At 39.9% G+C, this 20,435-nt stretch carries 15 protein-coding genes; 9 read left to right on the top strand and 6 right to left on the bottom strand.

From position 1 onward, the window contains the following. Position 1: 1 nt before the first annotated feature. From ACM44_RS01725 to ACM44_RS01690, 8 genes are all read left to right on the top strand, one after another. Positions 2-688: an AcvB/VirJ family lysyl-phosphatidylglycerol hydrolase gene (locus ACM44_RS01725; protein WP_048498396.1), complete on the top strand. Its 687-nt coding sequence runs from the start codon at positions 2-4 to the stop codon at positions 686-688. Between the two features lie 133 nt (positions 689-821). Then, on the top strand, positions 822-1,304 hold the full coding sequence (locus tag ACM44_RS01720; RefSeq protein ID WP_048498395.1) for a hypothetical protein: 483 nt from the start codon (positions 822-824) through the stop codon (positions 1,302-1,304). A 154-nt stretch (positions 1,305-1,458) separates the two neighbouring features. Beyond that, positions 1,459-4,146, top strand: coding sequence for a magnesium-translocating P-type ATPase (gene mgtA, locus ACM44_RS01715; RefSeq protein WP_048498394.1), 2,688 nt, complete (start codon positions 1,459-1,461; stop codon positions 4,144-4,146). Positions 4,147-4,182: 36 nt separating this feature from the next. Then, complete coding sequence (locus ACM44_RS01710; RefSeq protein WP_048498393.1) at positions 4,183-4,761, top strand: PepSY-like domain-containing protein; 579 nt, start codon at positions 4,183-4,185, stop codon at positions 4,759-4,761. Between the two features lie 175 nt (positions 4,762-4,936). Further along, positions 4,937-5,686: a COG4705 family protein gene (locus ACM44_RS01705; RefSeq protein WP_048498392.1), complete on the top strand. Its 750-nt coding sequence runs from the start codon at positions 4,937-4,939 to the stop codon at positions 5,684-5,686. A 79-nt stretch (positions 5,687-5,765) separates the two neighbouring features. After that, positions 5,766-7,730 carry a TonB-dependent receptor plug domain-containing protein gene (locus ACM44_RS01700; protein ID WP_053215423.1) on the top strand — a complete coding sequence of 655 codons (1,965 nt, stop codon included), beginning with the start codon at positions 5,766-5,768 and terminating at the stop codon, positions 7,728-7,730. Between the two features lie 186 nt (positions 7,731-7,916). After that, a complete protein-coding gene (locus tag ACM44_RS01695) occupies positions 7,917-10,178 on the top strand; it encodes a cation:proton antiporter domain-containing protein (RefSeq protein WP_048498391.1) in 2,262 nt (753 codons plus the stop codon). Positions 10,179-10,244: 66 nt separating this feature from the next. Continuing rightward, positions 10,245-10,688, top strand: a complete 444-nt coding sequence (locus tag ACM44_RS01690) for a phosphohydrolase (protein ID WP_407637841.1) — start codon at positions 10,245-10,247, stop codon at positions 10,686-10,688. Positions 10,689-10,958: 270 nt separating this feature from the next. On the opposite strand, the gene ACM44_RS01685 is transcribed toward ACM44_RS01690, so the two are convergent. The 6 genes from ACM44_RS01685 to ACM44_RS01660 all read right to left on the bottom strand — a co-directional run bounded on the left by ACM44_RS01685 (position 10,959) and on the right by ACM44_RS01660 (position 19,939). Then, the gene (locus ACM44_RS01685; protein ID WP_048498389.1) at positions 10,959-12,614 is read right to left on the bottom strand and encodes a PspC domain-containing protein; all 1,656 of its coding nucleotides are present in this window, start codon (positions 12,612-12,614) and stop codon (positions 10,959-10,961) included. Between the two features lie 5 nt (positions 12,615-12,619). Then, complete coding sequence (locus ACM44_RS01680) at positions 12,620-12,955, bottom strand: PadR family transcriptional regulator (protein WP_048498388.1); 336 nt, start codon at positions 12,953-12,955, stop codon at positions 12,620-12,622. A 258-nt stretch (positions 12,956-13,213) separates the two neighbouring features. After that, entirely contained in the window at positions 13,214-16,471 is a 3,258-nt protein-coding gene (locus ACM44_RS01675; protein ID WP_048498387.1) for a beta strand repeat-containing protein, read from the bottom strand. Between the two features lie 538 nt (positions 16,472-17,009). Next, positions 17,010-18,527 carry a GEVED domain-containing protein gene (locus ACM44_RS01670; protein WP_048498386.1) on the bottom strand — a complete coding sequence of 506 codons (1,518 nt, stop codon included), beginning with the start codon at positions 18,525-18,527 and terminating at the stop codon, positions 17,010-17,012. Between the two features lie 195 nt (positions 18,528-18,722). Then, a complete protein-coding gene (locus ACM44_RS01665) occupies positions 18,723-19,013 on the bottom strand; it encodes a chaperone modulator CbpM (RefSeq protein WP_048498385.1) in 291 nt (96 codons plus the stop codon). Further along, positions 19,010-19,939 carry a DnaJ C-terminal domain-containing protein gene (locus ACM44_RS01660; RefSeq protein ID WP_048498384.1) on the bottom strand — a complete coding sequence of 310 codons (930 nt, stop codon included), beginning with the start codon at positions 19,937-19,939 and terminating at the stop codon, positions 19,010-19,012. Before ACM44_RS01660 ends, ACM44_RS01665 begins: the two co-directional genes overlap by 4 nt. Before the next feature lie 229 nt (positions 19,940-20,168). Between ACM44_RS01660 and ACM44_RS01655 the strand changes: the two genes are divergently transcribed. Continuing rightward, the gene (locus ACM44_RS01655) at positions 20,169-20,435 is read left to right on the top strand and encodes a hypothetical protein (protein ID WP_048498383.1); all 267 of its coding nucleotides are present in this window, start codon (positions 20,169-20,171) and stop codon (positions 20,433-20,435) included.

Genomic DNA, 20,435 nt, shown 5'->3' with positions numbered 1-20,435 from the left:
CATGAAAAACACACGCAAATTTTCACCGTTTTTTTTGCTACTGGCATTCGTCCTTTCCTGCGGGAACCGGAATGAATTTCCGGTGGCTCAGTGGAATAGCAATAATGATTCAAAACCGGTACTGTTCTATATCAGCGGCGATGCAGGATTTAATTCTTTCTCTAAAAGTTTCGGGCAAAATATGCATCAATTTGGATATGACGTTTTCGCCTTGAATACCCGGAAATATTTCTGGACCAAACGCACTCCGGAAAGTACTGCAGAAGATACCGAGAAATTCTTAAAGGAAATCACCGCAAACCGGACCAACAAAAAAATAATTCTCGTCGGCTTTTCTTACGGAGCGGATGTTGCGCCATTTATCTACAACAGACTGGATGAAGATTTCAAAAAAAATATTCAAAACCTGGTCATTATCGGACCTTCAAAAGTGAATGATTTCGAGATCCACCTCGCCGAATATGTGACCGGGGAAAAAGAATATGGATACAGTGTTTTGAATGAAATCAACAATTTGAGAAACGTTCCATTCACTCTGATTGTGAGCGATTTTGAATTTTATCACTTCCCACTGTCGCAAATCAAGCTCAAAAATTACAGTTTGCTCCACCTTCACGGAGACCATCATTACGGAGGAGACACCAAAAGACTTGCAGCCTTTGTGAATGCCAATCTAAATAAAAAATAGGTGGCCGGAAATGGCGCGAAATAATGGAGATTCAGATTATTCAATAGTAAAAATCAACTTAATTGAAATTCAATACTTTACTTCAAATAGTAACCATTTTTTCACCAACTTTGTGTAATAAAAACAAACCGGGATGAAATACTTAGTTTTAATCGCAAGCACCATTTTGCTCTCCTGCAACCAGAAAAATAACGATATCAAACATCTGCAAACCCAAATCGACAGTTTGCAGGCAAATGCGTACCAACCTGGATTTGGCGATTTTATGAGCGGCGTGCAGGTTCATCACAACAAATTGTGGTTCGCGGGAAAAAATGAAAACTGGAAATTAGCGGATTTTGAAATCCATGAAATTAAAGAAAGTATGGACGACATCAAAAAATTCTGCAAAGACCGACCTGAAACGAAATCCATCGGTATGATTGACGTGCCTCTGGAAAACCTAAAAACTGCCATCCAAAAACAAAACACCAAAGACTTCGAAGACCAATACCTGATCCTCACCAACACTTGCAATAGTTGCCATCAGGAAACAAAACACGGTTTCAATGTGATCACCGTTCCTACCGCACCACCATTTTCCAACCAAAACTTTAAGCCACAAAATGGAAATTGAACTGTATGAGGCTTTAGCATAAACCATCCTTTTAAGTCTTTGATTTTTTTTGATATCCATGCTGAAAACTAATCTGATTTTTTTTCAAAAACCTCTGATCCAAAACCGTAATTTTGTATATCACTCGCTTAAAATCACTTGAGAACTCCACCTGATGAAACTCTTCTACAAAACCAAAATCATCACACCGAAAATCAGCTCCGGACACCACGTGTTGCTGCTTCAGAAAATTTCAGCGCTGTCGCCCGAAGCAGCTATTTTAAATATGAAAACCAGCGATGATGGATTATCAGAAGAAGAAGCAAAAAAGCGGCTCGAAGAATACGGCCCAAATGAAGCCAATTACCAGAAAGCCCCAAAATGGTACCGTCAACTGCTGAATGCGTTTCTAAATCCGTTCACCTTTATTTTAATGGTAATCGCGGTCATCTCTTATTTCGTAGATAATATCATGGCCGCAGCCAATGAAAAAGATCCCAGCACCGTCATCATCATTTCGATCATGGTGGTTTTCAGCGGATTGCTGAGGTTTTGGCAGGAATTCAGAAGCAATCGCGCAGCGGAACAATTAAAGAAAATGGTCACCACTTCCACCACGGTGAAAAGGAAAAATAAGCCACCCGAAGAAATTTCAGTGACGCAGATTGTGCCGGGAGACCTCATCAAACTTTCCGCGGGAGACATGGTTCCCGCAGATTGCCGAATCATCCAGAGCAAGGATTTATTCTGCAGCGAAGCAATGCTGACCGGTGAAGCGATGCCGACCGAAAAAAATTCCACCGCCATCCCAAACGCTGCCATGCAGATCCCATTGATGCTCGAAAATCTTTGTTTCATGGGAACAAATATCGTGAGCGGATCTGCAACTGCACTGGTTTTGAACACTGCGACCCAGACCTATTTCGGGCAAATCAGTGAAAAGATCAGTGAAAAACGTTCTGAAAGCGAATTCGAAAAAGGAGTAAACAAGGTGAGTTTCCTGCTTATTCGTTTTATGCTGGTCATGGTGCCGCTCATTTTTTTGATCAATGGTTTGATTAAAGGAAATTGGATTGAGGCATTACTTTTCGCAATTGCAGTAGCAGTAGGATTGATTCCGGAAATGCTACCCATGATTGTGACCGCCAATCTTTCCAAAGGTTCCATTGCGATGAGCAAAAAGAAAGTCATCGTGAAACATTTGGACGCGATCCAAAATATCGGTGCAATGAATATTTTGTGTTGTGACAAAACCGGCACCATCACCAAAAATGAAATCGCCCTCGAAAAACATCTCAACGCCGATGGAAATGACGATAAGGAAGTGCTGAAATGGGCATACCTCAACAGCTATTTTCAAACGGGACTGCGGAATTTGATGGATGAAGCCGTGCTAAAACATACCGAAGTTCAAGACCTCATCAACATAGAGTCCGATTTTCAGAAAGTAGACGAGATTCCGTTTGATTTTGAGCGAAGAAGAATGTCGGTCATCCTGAAAATGAAAAACGGAAAACAATTGCTCATCTGCAAAGGTGCCGTGGAGGAAATCATCGGTTTATGCACCAAATCATTTGACCCGGGTCCCGACAAAGAGCTCCACATAGAGCAAGATAAACAAATTGATTTGGATGAAAATGTGAAAAATAAAATCCTCAATATTTCTAAACAAATGAACGAGGAAGGATTGCGCGTTTTGCTCATCGCTATTCGTGAGTTTGGTGAAAATCATCCGACCAATTACTCTAAAAAAGATGAATCGGAACTCACCATGACTGGATTCATAGGATTCCTGGATCCTGCCAAACCTTCGGCGGGTCCAAGTATTGAGGCTTTGCACCAACTCGGAGTCGAAGTTAAAATCATTACCGGTGACAATGACTTGGTTGCAAAAAAAGTGGGGAAAGACGTGGGATTGTCTACCGACAAAATAATGCTCGGCGAAGAACTGGAAAGACTTTCTGATGAAGAGCTAAAGGGAAAACTCTCTGAAACCGTAATCTTCGCAAAAATCAACCCAATGCAGAAATTGCGCATTGTAAACCTTTTGCGGAAAGCAGGAAACACCATCGGCTTTATAGGTGATGGGATCAATGATGCCGCCGCTTTGAAGGAAGCCGATGTGGGAATTTCCGTGGATTCGGCGGTAGATATTTCAAAGGAAAGTGCCGATATTATTTTGCTCGAAAAAGATTTGATGGTGCTTCGAGAAGGTGTTTTGGCAGGAAGGCAGACTTTCGGAAACATCATCAAATATATCAAAATGGCAGCAAGTTCCAATTTCGGGAATATGTTCAGCATGTTGGGAGCAAGTGCGCTTCTGCCATTTTTGCCCATGCTTCCTTTGCAAATTATCACCCAGAATTTGCTGTACGATTTCTCGCAATCTGCAATTCCCTGGGATAAAATGGACCAGGATTTTCTGGAGCAACCGAAAAAATGGGAAGCAGGAAGCATCCAGCGGTTTATGTTGTGGATTGGCCCAATCAGTTCGATTTTCGATTATGCAACCTTTGCGGTGATGTTTTTCATCTTCAAGGCAAACAGTCCGGAGCATCAAACTTTATTTCAGACGGGTTGGTTTGTGGAAGGACTTCTTTCACAAACACTGATTGTGCACATGATTCGAACCCGGAAAATCCCGTTTATTCAAAGTTGGGCTTCAGCACCATTAACTGCCGTCACTTCACTGATCATGCTAATTGCAATTGCGATTCCATTTACCCCGGTTGCGGCATCGCTTAAAATGCAAGCACTTCCAATCGCTTATTTTCCATGGTTGGCTGGAATTTTGCTGATGTATAGTTTGCTTACCCAATTGGTGAAAACCTGGTACATCAAAAAATATAACGAGTGGCTCTAAAGTCTCTCCAAATTAATATTTTTTTACCAATAGAAAATGAAAACAAAAAATTTATTCACCGTTTTTGCTGCGGTAGGGTTACTAACCTTCAACGCTTGCAAAGAGAGTAAAGAAAATGAACAGCATGAAATGACCGAACAAACTTCCGATCAGCAATCATCTGATGATGCACTAAGTGTAAAACAAGGTGTAGAAGCCGCAAAAGACGCCAGCGAAAACATTAATCTGGATACTTTGCCGGCAAGCATACAGGAATTTATTTCTCATAATTATTATGGATACAAAATGGTAAGTGCAGTAAAAGATCCGCTTTGTTCGGGCATGGAAGCCATAGACGTCACCGTAGAAAAATCTGATTCGCCGTCTTTTTCCCTCATTTTTAAGATGGACGGGCAATTTGTGCAACAGGAAACCGACATTAATCTAAACGAACTTCCAAAAGCCGTACTAAATCAACTGAACACAGGTTTTAAAGATTATATGCCGGATCAAAATGCAGAAAAACTGAATCTGGCAGATCAGTCAATTAACTATCAAGTCGATTTATCTAAAGGTCAGGTTAAAAAAGAAGTGGTGTTCAAAGAAGATGGAACCGTGGTCTGTACTGAAGAATGAAATCTTTGAAATCCAAATAAAACAGAAGTAATTCCGCTTCTGTTTTTTTTTGAAAAAGCTCAGCAAATATTTGAAATTTAATTTCTGCACATTCAATGGATCTCAAGGTCCTTACTTTTTAATGCATGACATTTTTGACTAAAGATTTGTTTTAAAAAAATAAAAAGCAAAAAAAATGGAAAACCAAAACTTCAACAAAGTCACAAAAATCACCCTGATTTTCTGGCTGATGAAAATCGTTGCCACCACTTTGGGTGAAACCTTGGGCGACTTCATTTCTCAAACACTGAACCTGGGTTATTATGTGGGAATCAGTGTGACGGCAACACTTTTCCTGATTTTTCTGGCCATGCAACTTGCAGTTAAAAAATATGTGCCGGCAATTTTTTGGCTGGTCATCATAGGAACCACAACCTTTGGAACAGAGATTTCGGATTTCATCGATAGAACCTTGAAAATCGGATATGCGGGAGGAAGTGCAATCTTGCTTACCTGTTTATTAATCACGCTTTTTCTATGGTATAGAAAATACAGAAACCTTGAGGTTTACCCCATTTTCCAACGCTCTAAAGAAATTTATTTCTGGATCGCCGTTTTATTTTCAAATTCTTTGGGAACCGCATTTGGAGATTTTTTGGGTGACAATTTGGGTTTCTCTTATTTGCAAGGCGCGGTTATTTGCGGCGTAATCATTCTGGTCGTGGTATTGATGCACTATTTCACGAAGATCAACCACATTCTATTATTTTGGATTGCGTTTGTTTTCACCCGTCCCTTTGGTGCCACTTTCGGGGATTTCCTCACCAAACCTTGGGCAAAAGGAGGACTGGATTTGGGAACACTGAACGCGTCAGTGGTTTCAATCATCATCATTTCGTTGTTGATTTTTGTTGCCCACAGAAAACATTCGCAGCAGGGTGAATAACGTGATTTTAATGATTTTTTAAATCTCGAAATCCTTTATTTTAAGGCTTAAATAGCTAATTTTGCACTTTAAATCATAGATGAAAAAGTTAATCATTCCGATCCTAACACTTATTTCTTCAGCAGCATTTTCCCAACAAAAACCAACAGATTCCACCACCGAAAAAAGAATCGACGAAGTGATCATCGTGGCATCTTCCAGAACGGATCAAAAAATAGAGAACTCACCACAGAAAGTGGAAGTTTTGGGAAAAGAAGACATGCAGGAAGAAAGCGGAATCAAACCGATGGGAATTGCAAGTATTCTGGGCGATATTTCCGGGGTTCAGATCCAGCAGACTTCGCCAGTTTCGGGAAACTCCAATGTTCGGATCCAGGGTTTGGACGGAAGATATACCCAGATCTTAAGAGACGGAATGCCGTTGTTTGATGGATTTTCCGGCGGATTGGGCGTGCTGAACATTCCACCACTCGATTTGCAGCAAATTGAGCTGATCAAAGGTTCTGCTTCCACGCTTTACGGAGGTGGCGCAATCGGCGGTTTGGTGAACATGATTTCCAGAAAACCTACTTCCAGACAGGAACTGACGGCGTTGGCGAACTACTCCACTTTAGATGAAAAAAACCTGAACTTTTTTGCAGCCAAGAAATTCAGCATTTTCGGATATACTTTTTTTGCCGGTGGAACTTCGCAAAATGCACAGGATGTGAACAAAGACGGTTTCTCAGACGTTCCAAAATTGAACTCCGTGAATATTCACCCAAGATTGTTCTTTTATCCTTCACCAAATTCCACGGTTACCCTTGGTTGGAGCGGAAGTTTCGATCAAAACCTTGGTGGCGATATGCTGGTCATCAAAGGAAATCCGGACCAAAACCACCAATATTTCGAGGAAAATAAGACCAGGAGAAACACTTACGAATTCGTCTTTCAGCAAAAATTTTCGGATCACAGCAAATTGGAAATGAAAAACAGTTGGAGCGATTTCAAGCGGAAATTCAGTTCAAATGAGAACTTTCTCGATGCGAATCAACAAAATTATTTTTCGGAATTATCTTTCATAAAGCCTATGAATAAAATGATTTGGGTTTTGGGCGCAGATTTTCAGGGAAATAAATTCAGCCCCGAAAATTTCCAAAATTTCCAGATTCCAGCATTTGAGAATAATAGTTTCGGACTTTTCCTTCAAAATACCTTAAAGCTTCAGAAAACCACGATTGAAAGTGGAATCCGAAACGACTTTACCAAAAATTTTGGGAGTTTCTTCCTTCCTCAAGTTGCATTGATCCATCATTTTAATGAAAACTGGGCCGCAAGAGCCGGAGTTGGATTGGGTTATAAAATTCCAAATGCTCTGGCTCCGCAAATCATCGATTATCCGTTGGAAAACCTTTTGCCAATCAATATTCAAACCACGAAAGCGGAAAAATCAGTAGGATATAATTTGGAGTTTAATTATAAAAAAACTTTTTCCGGAGAGGAAGATGGCGAGAAAAATTCAATCTTTATCAATCAAGCTTTTTTCCTGACTCAAATCAACAATCCTGTTATTGCGAACTATGACTCCAATGGAAATGTTTATTTCAGGAACGAAGCAGAACCGGTGGTATCAAAAGGTTTCGACACTTATGTGAAGGCGACTTTGGACGAATGGGAACTTTATCTTGGCTACACTTTTACCATTGCTGAAAACAAATATTTAAGTGAAAATCAGTTCATACCGCTAACTCCGAAAAACCGTTTTGCGATGACTGCGCTGAAAGAATTCAAAACATGGAAAGCGGGAATCGAAGCCAGCTATACCGGAAAACAGCACCGGTTGGACTACACGGAAACTCCCGGATATCTTTTCGCCGCCGCGATGATTTCCAAAGATTTCGGAGAGCATTTCACTTTGGTGTTGAATTGCGAGAACATCCTGGATTTCAGGCAAAGCAGAAAAGAAGCACTGTTCACGGGAAGTATGCTGAATCCGACCTTCCGGCCACTTTGGGCACCGATTGATGGCAGAGTGGTGAATTTTTCGGTAAAATTTAAACTTTGAGGCTAAAAGGCTGGATACATAGCTTTTTTCAGACAAACGGTGGAGAAAAAGAATCCGTGAAAATCAATGTTCCAGACGCTGCGAGTGTGAAATAACTGCGCAGAAACTTCAACTAAACTTTAGAATAATGCTTTGATTTATCATTGCATTTTTTTATTTTTGGGGAAATCGAGATTTTTACGAAGTATGGGACATTTACCGAAGTTGATTGAAGACTTGGCATTGATTTTAATTGTAGCGGCATTTGTCGTTTTAATTTTTAGGAGGATCAAGCAACCGCTGGTTTTGGGATACATTATCGCCGGATTCTTGGTTAGTCCGAATTTTAAGATTTTCCCGTCTGTCGTAGATAATGAAAACATCAAGACGCTCGCAGAAATCGGGGTGATTTTCCTACTTTTCGGTTTAGGTTTGGAGTTCAGTTTCAAGAAACTGATGAATGTGGGCGGTTCCGCTTCCATCACCGCTTTTGTGGAAATTATCTTTATCACCATCGCCGGATATTTCACGGGTAAAATGCTCGGCTGGAATACCATGGACTCTATGTTTTTGGGGGGAATGCTCGCCAGTTCCTCCACCACGATTATCATTCGGGCATTCGATGAATTGGGAGTGAAGACCAAAAATTTTGCAAAAACGGTTTTTGGAGTACTTGTGGTGGAAGATATTGTGGTGATTTTGCTGATGGTATTGCTTTCTACAATTGCGGTCACCAAAGAATTTGAAGGGACTCAGATCCTTTACACAGTTGCGAAGCTGCTTTTCTTCCTGATTTTGTGGTTCATTTTGGGGATATTTCTTTTGCCTACTTTTTTGAAGCGAATTAAAAATCTGGTGGATGATGAAATTCTGATGATTCTCTCCATCGGCCTTTGTCTGGGGATGGTTCTGATTGCAACTTCCGTAGGTTTTTCTGCGGAATTGGGCGCTTTTGTGATGGGTTCCATCATCGCGGAAACTACTGTTGCCGAAAAAATTGAACATACATTAAAATCTGTGAAAGACCTGTTCGGTGCGGTTTTCTTTGTTTCTGTGGGAATGATGATCAACTACAGCGATATGATCACTTATGCGGTTCCGATTTTGGCAGTGACCTTTTTGACAATATTTGGCAAGCTTTTCAGCTCGGCTTTGGGTGCTTTGATTTCGGGGCAACCTTTAAAGCAATCCGTTCAGGTGGGGATGAGTATGGCGCAAATCGGCGAATTCGCATTTATTGTGGCTACTTTGGGGCTTTCATTGGGCGTGATTTCGCCATTCCTTTTTCCGGTCGCGGTGGGGGTTTCGGCAATTACCACTTTTACCACGCCTTATATGATAAAGCTTTCGGAACCGATGCATAATTGGCTAGTGAAAATCATTCCACCAAAATATATTGAGCGGATTAACAAATATTCGTCAAACATTCAAAATATCCAGGCGGAAAACAGTTGGCAAACCCTGCTCAAAAACTACGGAAGAATTCTGATGATCAATGGAATTGTGATTATTGCGATCTATCTTTTATTTTCAAAATTCCTGATTCCGAAAATCAATGAAAATGTGGAATCCAATAACATCAAGAACATGATTGGCATCGCAGTTCCTATACTTTTCATCGTGCCGTTTTTATGGGCTTTGATGATGAAGCGCCCCAAATCGGGTGCATATAATGAATTGTGGACCAAAAAGAAATACAACAGAGGTCCTTTGCTGATCATTGAAATTTTCAGAATCGGGTTGGGAATTGCGATTCTCGGTTTTTTTCTGGATCGATTTGCTTCCACGCGGATTTCGTTTTATATCACAATTCCGGTGGCGGTAATCATCATTTTCCTCTTCAATAAAAGGATTAACCTTTTCTACAACAGACTTGAGAAAAGGTTCATCAGAAACCTCAATGACCGATCTGCAGGAAATGTGCAGTCTGAAGCGGTTACACGACTTGCGGGCAACAGCGAAATCAAAAAAAATCTTGCAGCTTGGGACGTCCACATTCTGGAGCTGGAAGTGAATCCGCTTGCCGACTATGTGGGGAAACCTCTGGTCGAACTGCAGTGGCGTGAAAAATACGGCATTAATATTGGATATATCAAAAGAGGTGAAAAACTCATCCATACGCCGGAGCGGCATCAAGTGCTGATGCCTTATGATAAAGTGGGGATTATCACCACCGATGACGATTTCCAGGTGTTCAGACCTGTTTTTGACAAATTCGAAGCCGTGGTGGAAACCGATGTCAATGATGTGAAATTGGGTAAAATCCTGATCAATCATCATTCACCTGCTAAAAACAAGTCCATCCGTGAATCCGGAATCCGCGATAAGACCGATGGCTTGGTGGTGGCGATCAGACGTGGAGAGGAACGAATTCTCAATCCTAAATCCACTGAAATTTTATTGGAGGACGACATCATTTTCGTGGTCGGAGATCGAAAGAAGATTGAAAAGCTAAACGTGGAGATCTAAAAACGTTATTTTCACCGTCATTTCACACAAAAATCAAAAAATTAAATTACCATTTTTCAAATGACTATGACAAAGGAGGAACTTTTAAATAAAGCCATAAAAATCGCTGACCGCGCTCATAAAGGACAAACCGACAAATTCGGAACTCCCTATATCGGTCATGTGATCCGTGTGATGAATTATGGAAAAACCTATGACGAAAAGATCGTCGGAGTTTTGCATGACGTGATCGAGGATTGCCCGCAAATTACGCTAGATTATCTTTTGCAGCAGGGATTTCCTAAAGAAATCGTTTTTGCGATTGAATGTCTCACGAAGAATCCGCCGAATCAGGATTACACCGAATTTGTGAAGCAAACTGAGAAGTCGCCGCTTGCAGTTGCCGTGAAGATGAATGATCTGCGAGATAACATGGACTTGACCAGATTCACCAAACCTTTGACCGAAAGGGATTACAAGCGTTTGAATAAATATCTGACGGCGTATCTTTATTTGAAAGAGAAATACTAAAAGGGTGACAAAAGTATTTTCTCCCGTAGCAAATATTGATTGATTTACCTCTCAAATCCCAATAAAAAAACTGATGAATCACTCATCAGTTTTTTAGTTTTTGTGCCTAAAATTCTAATTCAAAAAACTGGTGACAAAAGCAACAATTTTCAGTACTATTTCAAAAAAGAGCTGTGCCATAACATTGAATTTTAAAGAGTTAAAGATTGAACAAGCGAAAAGCGAATAACTTTTTTTGGTAAGGAATCCGCTTTTGCTCATCCACTCTCATTATTTTGTTTTAATGGTGATTTCTTTCTTGCCGTCTTTCACGGTGATGTCGATATCTTTCAGTTCTTTCTTGTCAATTTTCTTGATGATAAGATCGCCTTCTTCTTTGCTGACTTTTTTTCCATTCACGATGATGGAGTCTTCATCACTGGAATTGACCACGATCGAATTATTTCCTGAAGCAACAGATGCATTATCTGCCGTGCTGTCATCATCATTTACAGAAAATCCACGTTCGTCATTTAGTGAAACTACCTTCATATTTTTCGGGACCACCAGTTCATAATCTACCCGGTAATCTCTGAAGCGGTATTCATAGGGATAGGAGTAGTAATTTGGAAGCAAAATCTTGTTCCCCACGATTTCTACCGGAACCTGCATTCTGAGTGGCAGATTATATCCGTCCGCATTTTTTTTGATTTCCAGGTAAGGTGCTTTCACGTCCATCCTTTTCACATCCACGCTTGGATAATCCTGTTTGTAGATGGTCTTTTTATCTGAATAGACATCGTCCCAATAAGCTTTGAAGGATTGTGGAATAACCACTCTTTTCACATCGACCAAAATGGTGTCGGAAGTGGTATTGATTGCTACATTTTCAGTCTCGTCATTATTTCCGCTGTACTGGGTTTTGAATTTGATCGCGCTGAAACCTGTTGTTGCGATCAATCCGATCCAAAGCAATACCAATCCACCAATCACATATCCGGTATTGTTCAGTTTAGTTTTTGGCGAAAACAGTTTTATTGCCAGATAAGAAAAGATGAGCGCCGGAATGAACATGGTGAGAAAACCAACCGCTATCACCAGGAAACTCAAATTGTTATCCTGCAAATAAAATCCGAGGTTGTCAAAAAAATGGATATTGTTTGACCCCGAAATTCCGAAGACGGCAAAAGATCCAAGGAGCAGTGAAATCCCCATCAAGGTAAATATTCCGCCCAAGACAAACCTTACCACATTCCACAATCCGTTTCCGGCTTTGTTGATATAGGGTTTGTTTTCATGATAGATTTCGCCAACTCTTTGGGTGGATTCATTGGCAAACTGCACGATTTTGTTGGACTCTTCTTTGATGTTGTCAAAGTTGATCGGCTTTCCTTTCATTTTTAAGAAATCTGCCGCTGTTTCAGCTTTTGGCATTACCACCCAAAGAATGATGTATAAAAGCACCATCAGCATTGGTGAACCCGGAAGCGGAAATAACAATAGGAATAATCCTACCCAGATGGCGCGCATGGCTGCAATGTCCATTCCCGCGTAATGGGCGAGACCGGCACAAACTCCCGCGATTTTTTGTCTTTCAGGATCCCTGAAGAGCTGTTTTTGTTCAGTGGAGCTGTTGTGAGTCCTTCTGGATTTCTCGTTTTTGGTTTTATCAGAAAAATAGGCTTCTTCCTGTTCTTCGATGACTTCTGGTTTTCCGATTTGGGTGATTACTTTTTCCACGTCGTCATCGTTAATTACTTCACGTTTTCCCAGAGCATCTTTGAAGATTTCCACCATTCTGATTTCAATGTCGTGCATCACCTCGTCTGCTTCATTCGCATCCAGAGAATTTCGCAGTGCAGCAAGGTAGTCGCTTAATTTGATGTATGCGTGTTCCTCGATAGTGAAAGAGAAACCGGCAAGTCCTATTGAGAGTGTCTTGTTCATTTTATTTAGCTTATAGTTTTTTGAGTGATTTGATTTACGGAATCTGTCAATTCGTTCCAGGTGTTTAGCAGTTCGGCGAGAAACAGTTTTCCTTTATCGGTAATCTGGTAGTATTTTCTCGGAGGTCCTCCGGTTGATTCTTCCCAACGGTATGATAAGAATTCGCCGTTTTTCAATCTTGTCAGCAAAGGATACAGCGTTCCTTCCACTACATCCAGTTTTCCTTTTTTCAGTTCGTCGATCAGGTCAGAAACATACATTTCTTTTTTTTCAATCAAACTCAAAATACAGAATTCCAGAATGCCTTTTCGCATTTGCGCTTTGGTGTTTTCTGTGTTCATTTTTTATGAGGTTATTAATTGGAACTATTTTCCATGGGTGAGAAGTCGTCACTTCTTCAACTTTACAAAGCAAAGATATGAAAATACTTTAGTAATATGCAATACAAAGTAGTGAAAAAATTTAATTATGTTTGTTAAAATATTGATAATCAATGTGAAAACTTTTAATCATAATTAATAAAAACTAAAACAAACGGCATTAATCAAAAAAAATCGCCCCAAATATGGGGCGATTCATCTAAGATATCATCTAAGAAATTACTTCTTGATTGCTTTCACTGTTTTCACAGATCCGTCGTTCATGTGCAATGTTACCATATACAGACCTGAATTCAATGATGAAAGATTAAGTTCCGCTGCAGGAGCAAGTGTTTTCAATTGTCTTCCTGAAACATCGCTCACTGAGATTGATTTCACGTTTTTCACGTCAGAGATTCTTAAGATATCTGTGAATGGGTTTGGATAAATCGAAATTTCAGTCTTATTAGCAGCGGTAACCGCAAGTGCAGCGTCCGTTGTAAAAGAGATTTCCAAATTACCTGTGGAATCATTTGATCCATCGTTGGAAACCAATTTAGCATAATAAGTTGTACTTGGATTCAAAGTCAAGTCATAAGTGGTAGCTGAAATAGTAGTTCCGTTTACCAAATCATAATTTCCGGAAGAAGTTCCCACGAAAAGTTTATAGCTTGTAGCACCGATTGCCGCATCCCAAGTGATCGTGGTTGGACTAATTGATACTCCGGTTGCACCATTGGCAGGAGAAGTGATTAAAGCTACATCCGGCGATACAATTTTAACGGTATAATCTTCAACCTGTCCGTAAGTATATGTTTGACAAGGGGTGTTATCCGTTCCATCAATCAACTTAACCCTCATCAAGGTAGGGCCAAATTTGGCGTCAGCAGGGATCACAATCTTAGCGGTTGCCGGTGCAGTTGCGGAAGCACCTGTAAGCTGAACTCTTTCAGTATCTTCCAAAACTCCATTTTGATTAAAGTCGATCCATGCAAAATAACTATCACTGGTATAAAATGCACTTGCTTTTACGGAAAGAACGTAAGACCCTTTTCTATTCACATTTGTTGAAATACCTGTGAAATCTTCGTAGCCTGCAGTAGCAGTGGAGTTATTGTTAATTGTTCCAAAATTCACATTAGAGATTTTTTCAAATGATGTTGAGGTTGCTCCTGCGGTACAATAAACCATCACTCCTGTTTTGATCATGGTATAAGCACAGCCGGTTGCATCTCCAATATTGTTTGTTGGTACTATTTTCACATAATAAGTTGAATTAGCAGCCAAGGTAACCTGCATACTCGTCGTTGTTGTTACAGTTCCGTTTACGATATCTGTTCCACCATCAGTGGTTCCCACATAAACTTTATAAGCTGTAGCTCCATTAGCAACCGCCCACGAAATCGTTGCAGGATTCGGCGTGAGATTAATAAGGCTTCCTGTCAGCGAAGTACATGAAGGAACTGTTGTAGGAGCGACATAAGTAAATTCATAGGCACCCATATCCGGGGTTGCAGCATCTCTGGTTGTTCCAGTGTAATCAGTCGTATAAGAAGCAATCGGTGTTCCTTTGTTATCAAGCAACTCTGTATTTGGAGTACTTGGGTTCAATTTAAGGAAATCCGCCGAAGTTCCATTAGTTGAAAGATAATCGGCGCCAATATTCAGGGAATTGGTTTCTCTGACTCCTACATGAGTTTGGAATGCCGACATTGTAGTATAGGCATTGGTACCGTTATAATAGATATTTTGGTTGGTTCCAGTACCTGTGAAGAAATTGTTGTTATTTGATGTTACTGCATAATTATTAAGATTAGTAGAAGCACTTCGTCTGAATGCAGATGCATAACCAGCTCCTTTAGGTGTAGAAGTGTTTATAACCATATTATTACGCATATCCAACGTTGCAGTAGTAGAAGTAGTGTTGAATGTATGGTAAATACCTGTGGAATTAAAGGTAGCTCCAGATGAGACCGCATTCAAATAAATTGAATTATAATATACATTGAGATTTGATGTGACACCGCTAGAAGCGAGATAGATCCCTGCTAAACTTACGGAAGTACTGTTACTGTTTGGTACACGCAAATCACCAATTACATTGTTTACAATATTTGTCTTAGCAGAAGCTGTAGTTCCAACGATGTAAACTCCATAAAGTGTACTTGTACTATTGGCTTGCGCATTATAGACTTTATTTCGCAAAATATTAGTAACTGCCGTGGCATTGGCATAGACCAAATATCCATTCGCGGCAATATTGATTCCGCTTACGGTGTTGTCGATAATATCTGTTTGAGCTCCAGAAGCGGTTGTATAAATCCCATAATAAGTACCGAAAGAAGCACCGGTCACTTTATTTTTTGTGGCAGTGAAGGATCCAGTATTTGCAGTAGCTGCGTAGCCGTGCAAAATTCCATATACGGATTGGTAAGTGGTACCGGTATGATTGGCTATGGTGCCCAAATTGATATCATTGTTATTTGCGGTGAGATTTACTGCCGTGGAAGCATTTACACTTAAACAGTAAATACCCGCATAAGTTCCGTTGCTGGTCGAAGTATAGTTCAATCGATTTGGTGCATTGACTTTATTATTATTAACCGTAAAAGAGGTATTGTCACCGTAGATATAGATTCCGGCCGCTCCTAAGCCTCCGTCTGCAAAATTCATGGTATTGAAAGAAACATTTGAGGATGCCTGATAAGTACCAAATACGCCATATGCTGTGACATAACCTAATTCACCTAAATTATTGAAAGTATTACCCGTGGCCGCTGAAGTTCCTCCCACATCATTTCCGGAATCCCTTAAGGTATATGGAGCTGCGGAAGCATAACCGTTTAGCATAACACCGATTGACAAAGCATTGTTGATGGTATTTCCGTAAATCTTGTTATTGCTATTCATTCCCGATATGACAGTCGGTACAAGCGCAGTTCCAGATTCCGTGGTATGAGCAAAGTAAACTCCGGCAGTGGGAGCAATTACACCACTGCTGATAAAGTTCACCACATTATTCTGAATGGTATTATTATTACAACCATCCGTAGCATCCAATGGGTAAAAATAAAAACCTCTTTCGATGGCCATATTGGCTGTATTATTACTTGCATTTTCTTGAAGGGTAAAACCATCAATGGTCACATAATCCACTCCAACAAATTTAAAGAAAGCATCATAAGACGTGGTTCCAACCTGCGCATTAATCACAGGATTTGCTCCCGATCCACTTTTTTGGATGATCAGCGGATTACTGGAAGATAATGATGCATTCAAAATGGCCGTTCCCAAAGTAAATCCTCCGGAAGGAGCCGATTCAGAATACCCGGAAGGCACATTGATCGTGGCACCACCTGCACCTACACCATTTGCGTTCAGATCAATGAACGCATCCGCCAATGTTGGGTAATCCACCCCGATCGTTTTTGTCCCCGACACTTGGGCGGAAGCACAAACCCCTAAAAGTACTCCACATGTGAGTAAAAGTTTTTTCATTTATAAAATTTTAAAATTGTCGCCAAATATAGCTTAATTTATGAAGCAAATTATATGGTCTGCTATAAATTCTTGTTTTTAATAGCTTTTTAATCTCAAAATAAGATGTATTCTAATACAATGTTAAAGCCTGGATCAAAATTCAAAACTATCTATAATTTATACACAATTAAGTTGTCTGCAAATCCTATCTTCTTCTCAATTCTATCTCATGAAAAAAATGCGCAACAGACACAAAATTTCCATACATTTATTTTGTTGATTTATAGAGCTTTGTGATGAATTTTGGTTTTTTTTCAAAATACTACTGAAGTGATGTGCTTTTAGGCGCATTGCTTTCCGATAGGTTTTGCTAAAGATGCTAATTCCTATATCCGATTCATTGGTGGGCAAATCTTTTCAGTTGAATTTGGATCGGAGGCGTACAAAAACAGATGAAAAGGTTTCATTAAAATATTCCACATGAGTCGTTTTAACAAAATGGCACAAAAAAATCGCCCCAAATCAGGGGCGATTCATTAAGGTATGATCTAAGAAATTACTTCTTGATTGCTTTCACTGTTTTCACAGATCCGTCGTTCATGTGCAATGTAACAATGTATAATCCCGCGTTCAATGAAGAAAGATTAAGTTCTGCTGCCGGAGCTAGCGTTTTCACTTGTCTTCCTGAAACATCGCTCACTGAGATTGATTTCACGTTTTTCACGTCAGAGATTCTTAGGATATCTTTGAACGGATTTGGATAAACGGTTAAGGCATCTTTGTTTACAGTTGAAACCCCTAATACTTTTGGTAAAATATTTATGGTGTAATCTTCTACTTGCCCCCATGTTGAATTTCCACACGATGTTGCGTTCGCTCCATCAGAAGTATCATGTACTCTAATTCTCATTCGTGTATTTCCTTCTAAAGCGGTAGCAGGAATTGCGATATTTCCAGTCCAGGTACTGGCAAGACCTGTTGTAGAAAAAACCAGTTCTCCTGGATCATTAAAACTACCATTTTGGTTAAAATCGATCCAAACTAAAATTTGATCGGCTGCATAAGTTGTAACTGAACATGCAGCAGTGAACGTATAGCTACTTTCTTTATTTACGGTACCGATTTTCGAAGTGAAATCTTCGTATCCTGGTGCAGTACTGAGCGCTGATGAACTATTATTGATTCCTGCAAAATTCACATTGGTGATTTTTTCATACGCTGCAGATTGAGCTCCGGCAGGACAGTAGGCAACAACATTATTTGTAGTAAATGAAATCTCGGAACAGCCGGAAGCATCACCGATAGCGTTTGAAGGTACTACTTTCGCATAATAGGTGGTGTTTTTCGCTAATGGAACATATGCAGTGTAACCTGTCACTGTAGCATTATATATATCAGAACCTCCAGACGTGGACCCTACGGTAAGCTTGTAGTTATTTGCTCCGAAAACACCTTGCCATGACATCGCTACCGTTCCAGAACTTGAAACTGTACCATCCAAAGGCGACACAAAACTCGTACAAGCCGGTACAGCGTCTGCCTCGGCTTGGGTAATATTGATGTTATCCACATAAATATTTCCATTTCCACTAGACTTCACATAAAATGCACCAAATCCATAATTAGCACTCGGATCTAACGAACTTCCAGGAATAGTAGCACTTAATGTTTGACAAGTGGTAATTGCTGCTGAAGCAAGCACTACATTCGCAAGAGAGGAGATATTCCACTGTGATGTTACAGGATCTTGTTTAAATAAAGCAAGATGCAATGTTCCCTGCGGTGTGCTTGCTTTCTTATAATTTATTGAAACATTAATGTCTTTACCACTGTCATATTTACCAGCTGCATTAGGAACAATCGCCCATCCTGTCTGAGTAACAGTGTTTGAAATTGCAAGCTGCCCCCCTTGTGCACCACTACAAGCCGCTGCTGCCGATCTCGTGCCACCACCAAATTGAATGTATACCCCCGGTACACTAAAAGAAGCATCTTCAAAATCACCAGAAAGTGTTAATTGTGCATTCGCACCGATACCCAATGCTAAAAAGCACGATAATAAAAGTTTTTTCATTAAAAATTAATTAAGTTAGTATTTCTGCGAACTTACTAATTTCTAAAGAACCCTCACAATTCCTTGTCAACACAAAAGAGGATTTTAATTTTTTTTTAATAATTCATAGGGATAGGCGCATTCCAAACCATTACTGAAAATAACACACAAACAAATTCTTGCCAATCATTTCAATCAAAAATCAATGACAAAAAACTATTCGCCGGTAAAATACGCCGATAACCGCATCAGCCTTCGGTTTTCTTCACTTAAACGTTCCATTTTTTGAAGTAAATGATGAATGACCTCCAATCCAGGAAGATTCACTTCCAAATCATAATGCCAGTTTGCAAATCTTTCAAACGCGGGAAGCTCCTCATACAAAAGGTACTTCACATCGTTTTCCGTCTCCGTTTTCAGCAATCCGGACTCTTCCAATGAATCAAAAAACGTGATTTCTATATTGTAGATTTTCACAAGATCTTCTCTTGAAATTCGTTCGCTCATTTCTTTAAGTTTTTAAGTTCCTGAAAAAGTTCTTTTTCGCGCTGGGTCAAATGAGTTGGCAGCTTCACCAGATAAGTCACGAACAGGTCACCGAATTCGCCCTCCTTCTTATATACCGGAAAACCTTTGCCTTTCAATCGGACCTTGGTGTTGTTTTGGGTTTCCGGCTTCACCACCAAATTCACGCTTCCGTCTAAAGTAGGGATGGTTACCTCTCCCCCTAAAACGGCGGTGTACAAATCTATTTCAACCATTGAGCTTAGATTATCGCCATTTCTTTTGAAATGATGGTCTTCAGAAATATTAAAGGTAATGAATAAATCACCATTTGGACCACCGTTAAAACCGGGATTTCCATGCCCTTTGAGTTTGATTTTCTGTCCATCGGCAATTCCCGCCGGAATCGTGATCCTCACCTTTTTTCCATTAATTTCAAAGGTTTTCTGATGAGTTTTTGCAGCGTCTCTCAGATGAAGGTTAAGTTCCGCCTCCACATCCTGACCTTTAAATTTTCCGGAAGCTCCCCCTCTGGAACTTCTGCCAAAACCGGCTCCCGCACCACCAAACATACTTTGGAAAAAATCCGAAAAATCTTCGCCTCCCCCAAAGTCTCCTCCCGAAAATCCCCCATAGTTTCCGCCATAATTCTGGCTTTGCTGATATTGCCTCTGTTGTTGCTGAGCTTTTTCATATTCCTCACCATGTTTCCAGTGCTCACCATATTTATCGTACTTTTCACGGTTTTCGGGATTGCTCAGAACCTCATTGGCTTCATTGATTTCTTTGAATTTCTTCTCAGCTTCTTTGTCGCCGGGATTCATATCCGGGTGGTATTTTCGGGCAAGTTTGCGGTATGCCTTTTTTATTTGGTCCGCGCTCGCCTTTTTATCGACTTGCAGAATTTTGTAATAATCTATGTATGCCATCGAATAAAAGATTTTATCAAAATTAATGAAAATTTATGCGAAATCATTTTAATTATCCTCAAAAAAAATATTAATCGGACTAAATTATCGGAATACCGATAAACAGGGTATTTTATTGATTAACAACAGTATATAATTGCAAATTATTTAAAAAAAGGGTGTTTTAACTATTTTATTTTTATAAAATCTTCTTAGCTTTGTTAGGTAAAACGTCATAAAATCCAAAGCCATGAAAACGTTTTTACTGTTCTGCTCGCTGATCCTGGTTAATTCCCCAACAATAGATTTTGATTCCTCAAATTTAAGTTCAGTTGAATTGTTTCAAAAAAATGTTCCGCCGACAGTCAAAAATAGAGAATCGCAACTCCATTTGGGAAATGACCAAGAAGCTAAACCCCAGAATGACCAAGAAGAAATCGCAGCCAAAAGAGAACTCCGAAGCCTATTTGATGGCTTTCTAAATGCACTAGGGCTCATAAAACCTGAACAACCCTAA

The organism is Chryseobacterium koreense CCUG 49689 (genome assembly GCF_001045435.1).
Lineage (GTDB): Bacteria > Bacteroidota > Bacteroidia > Flavobacteriales > Weeksellaceae > Kaistella > Kaistella koreensis.
Note: the sequence above shows the minus strand (reverse complement) of the source record. Positions and strands in the feature narration are given on the sequence as shown.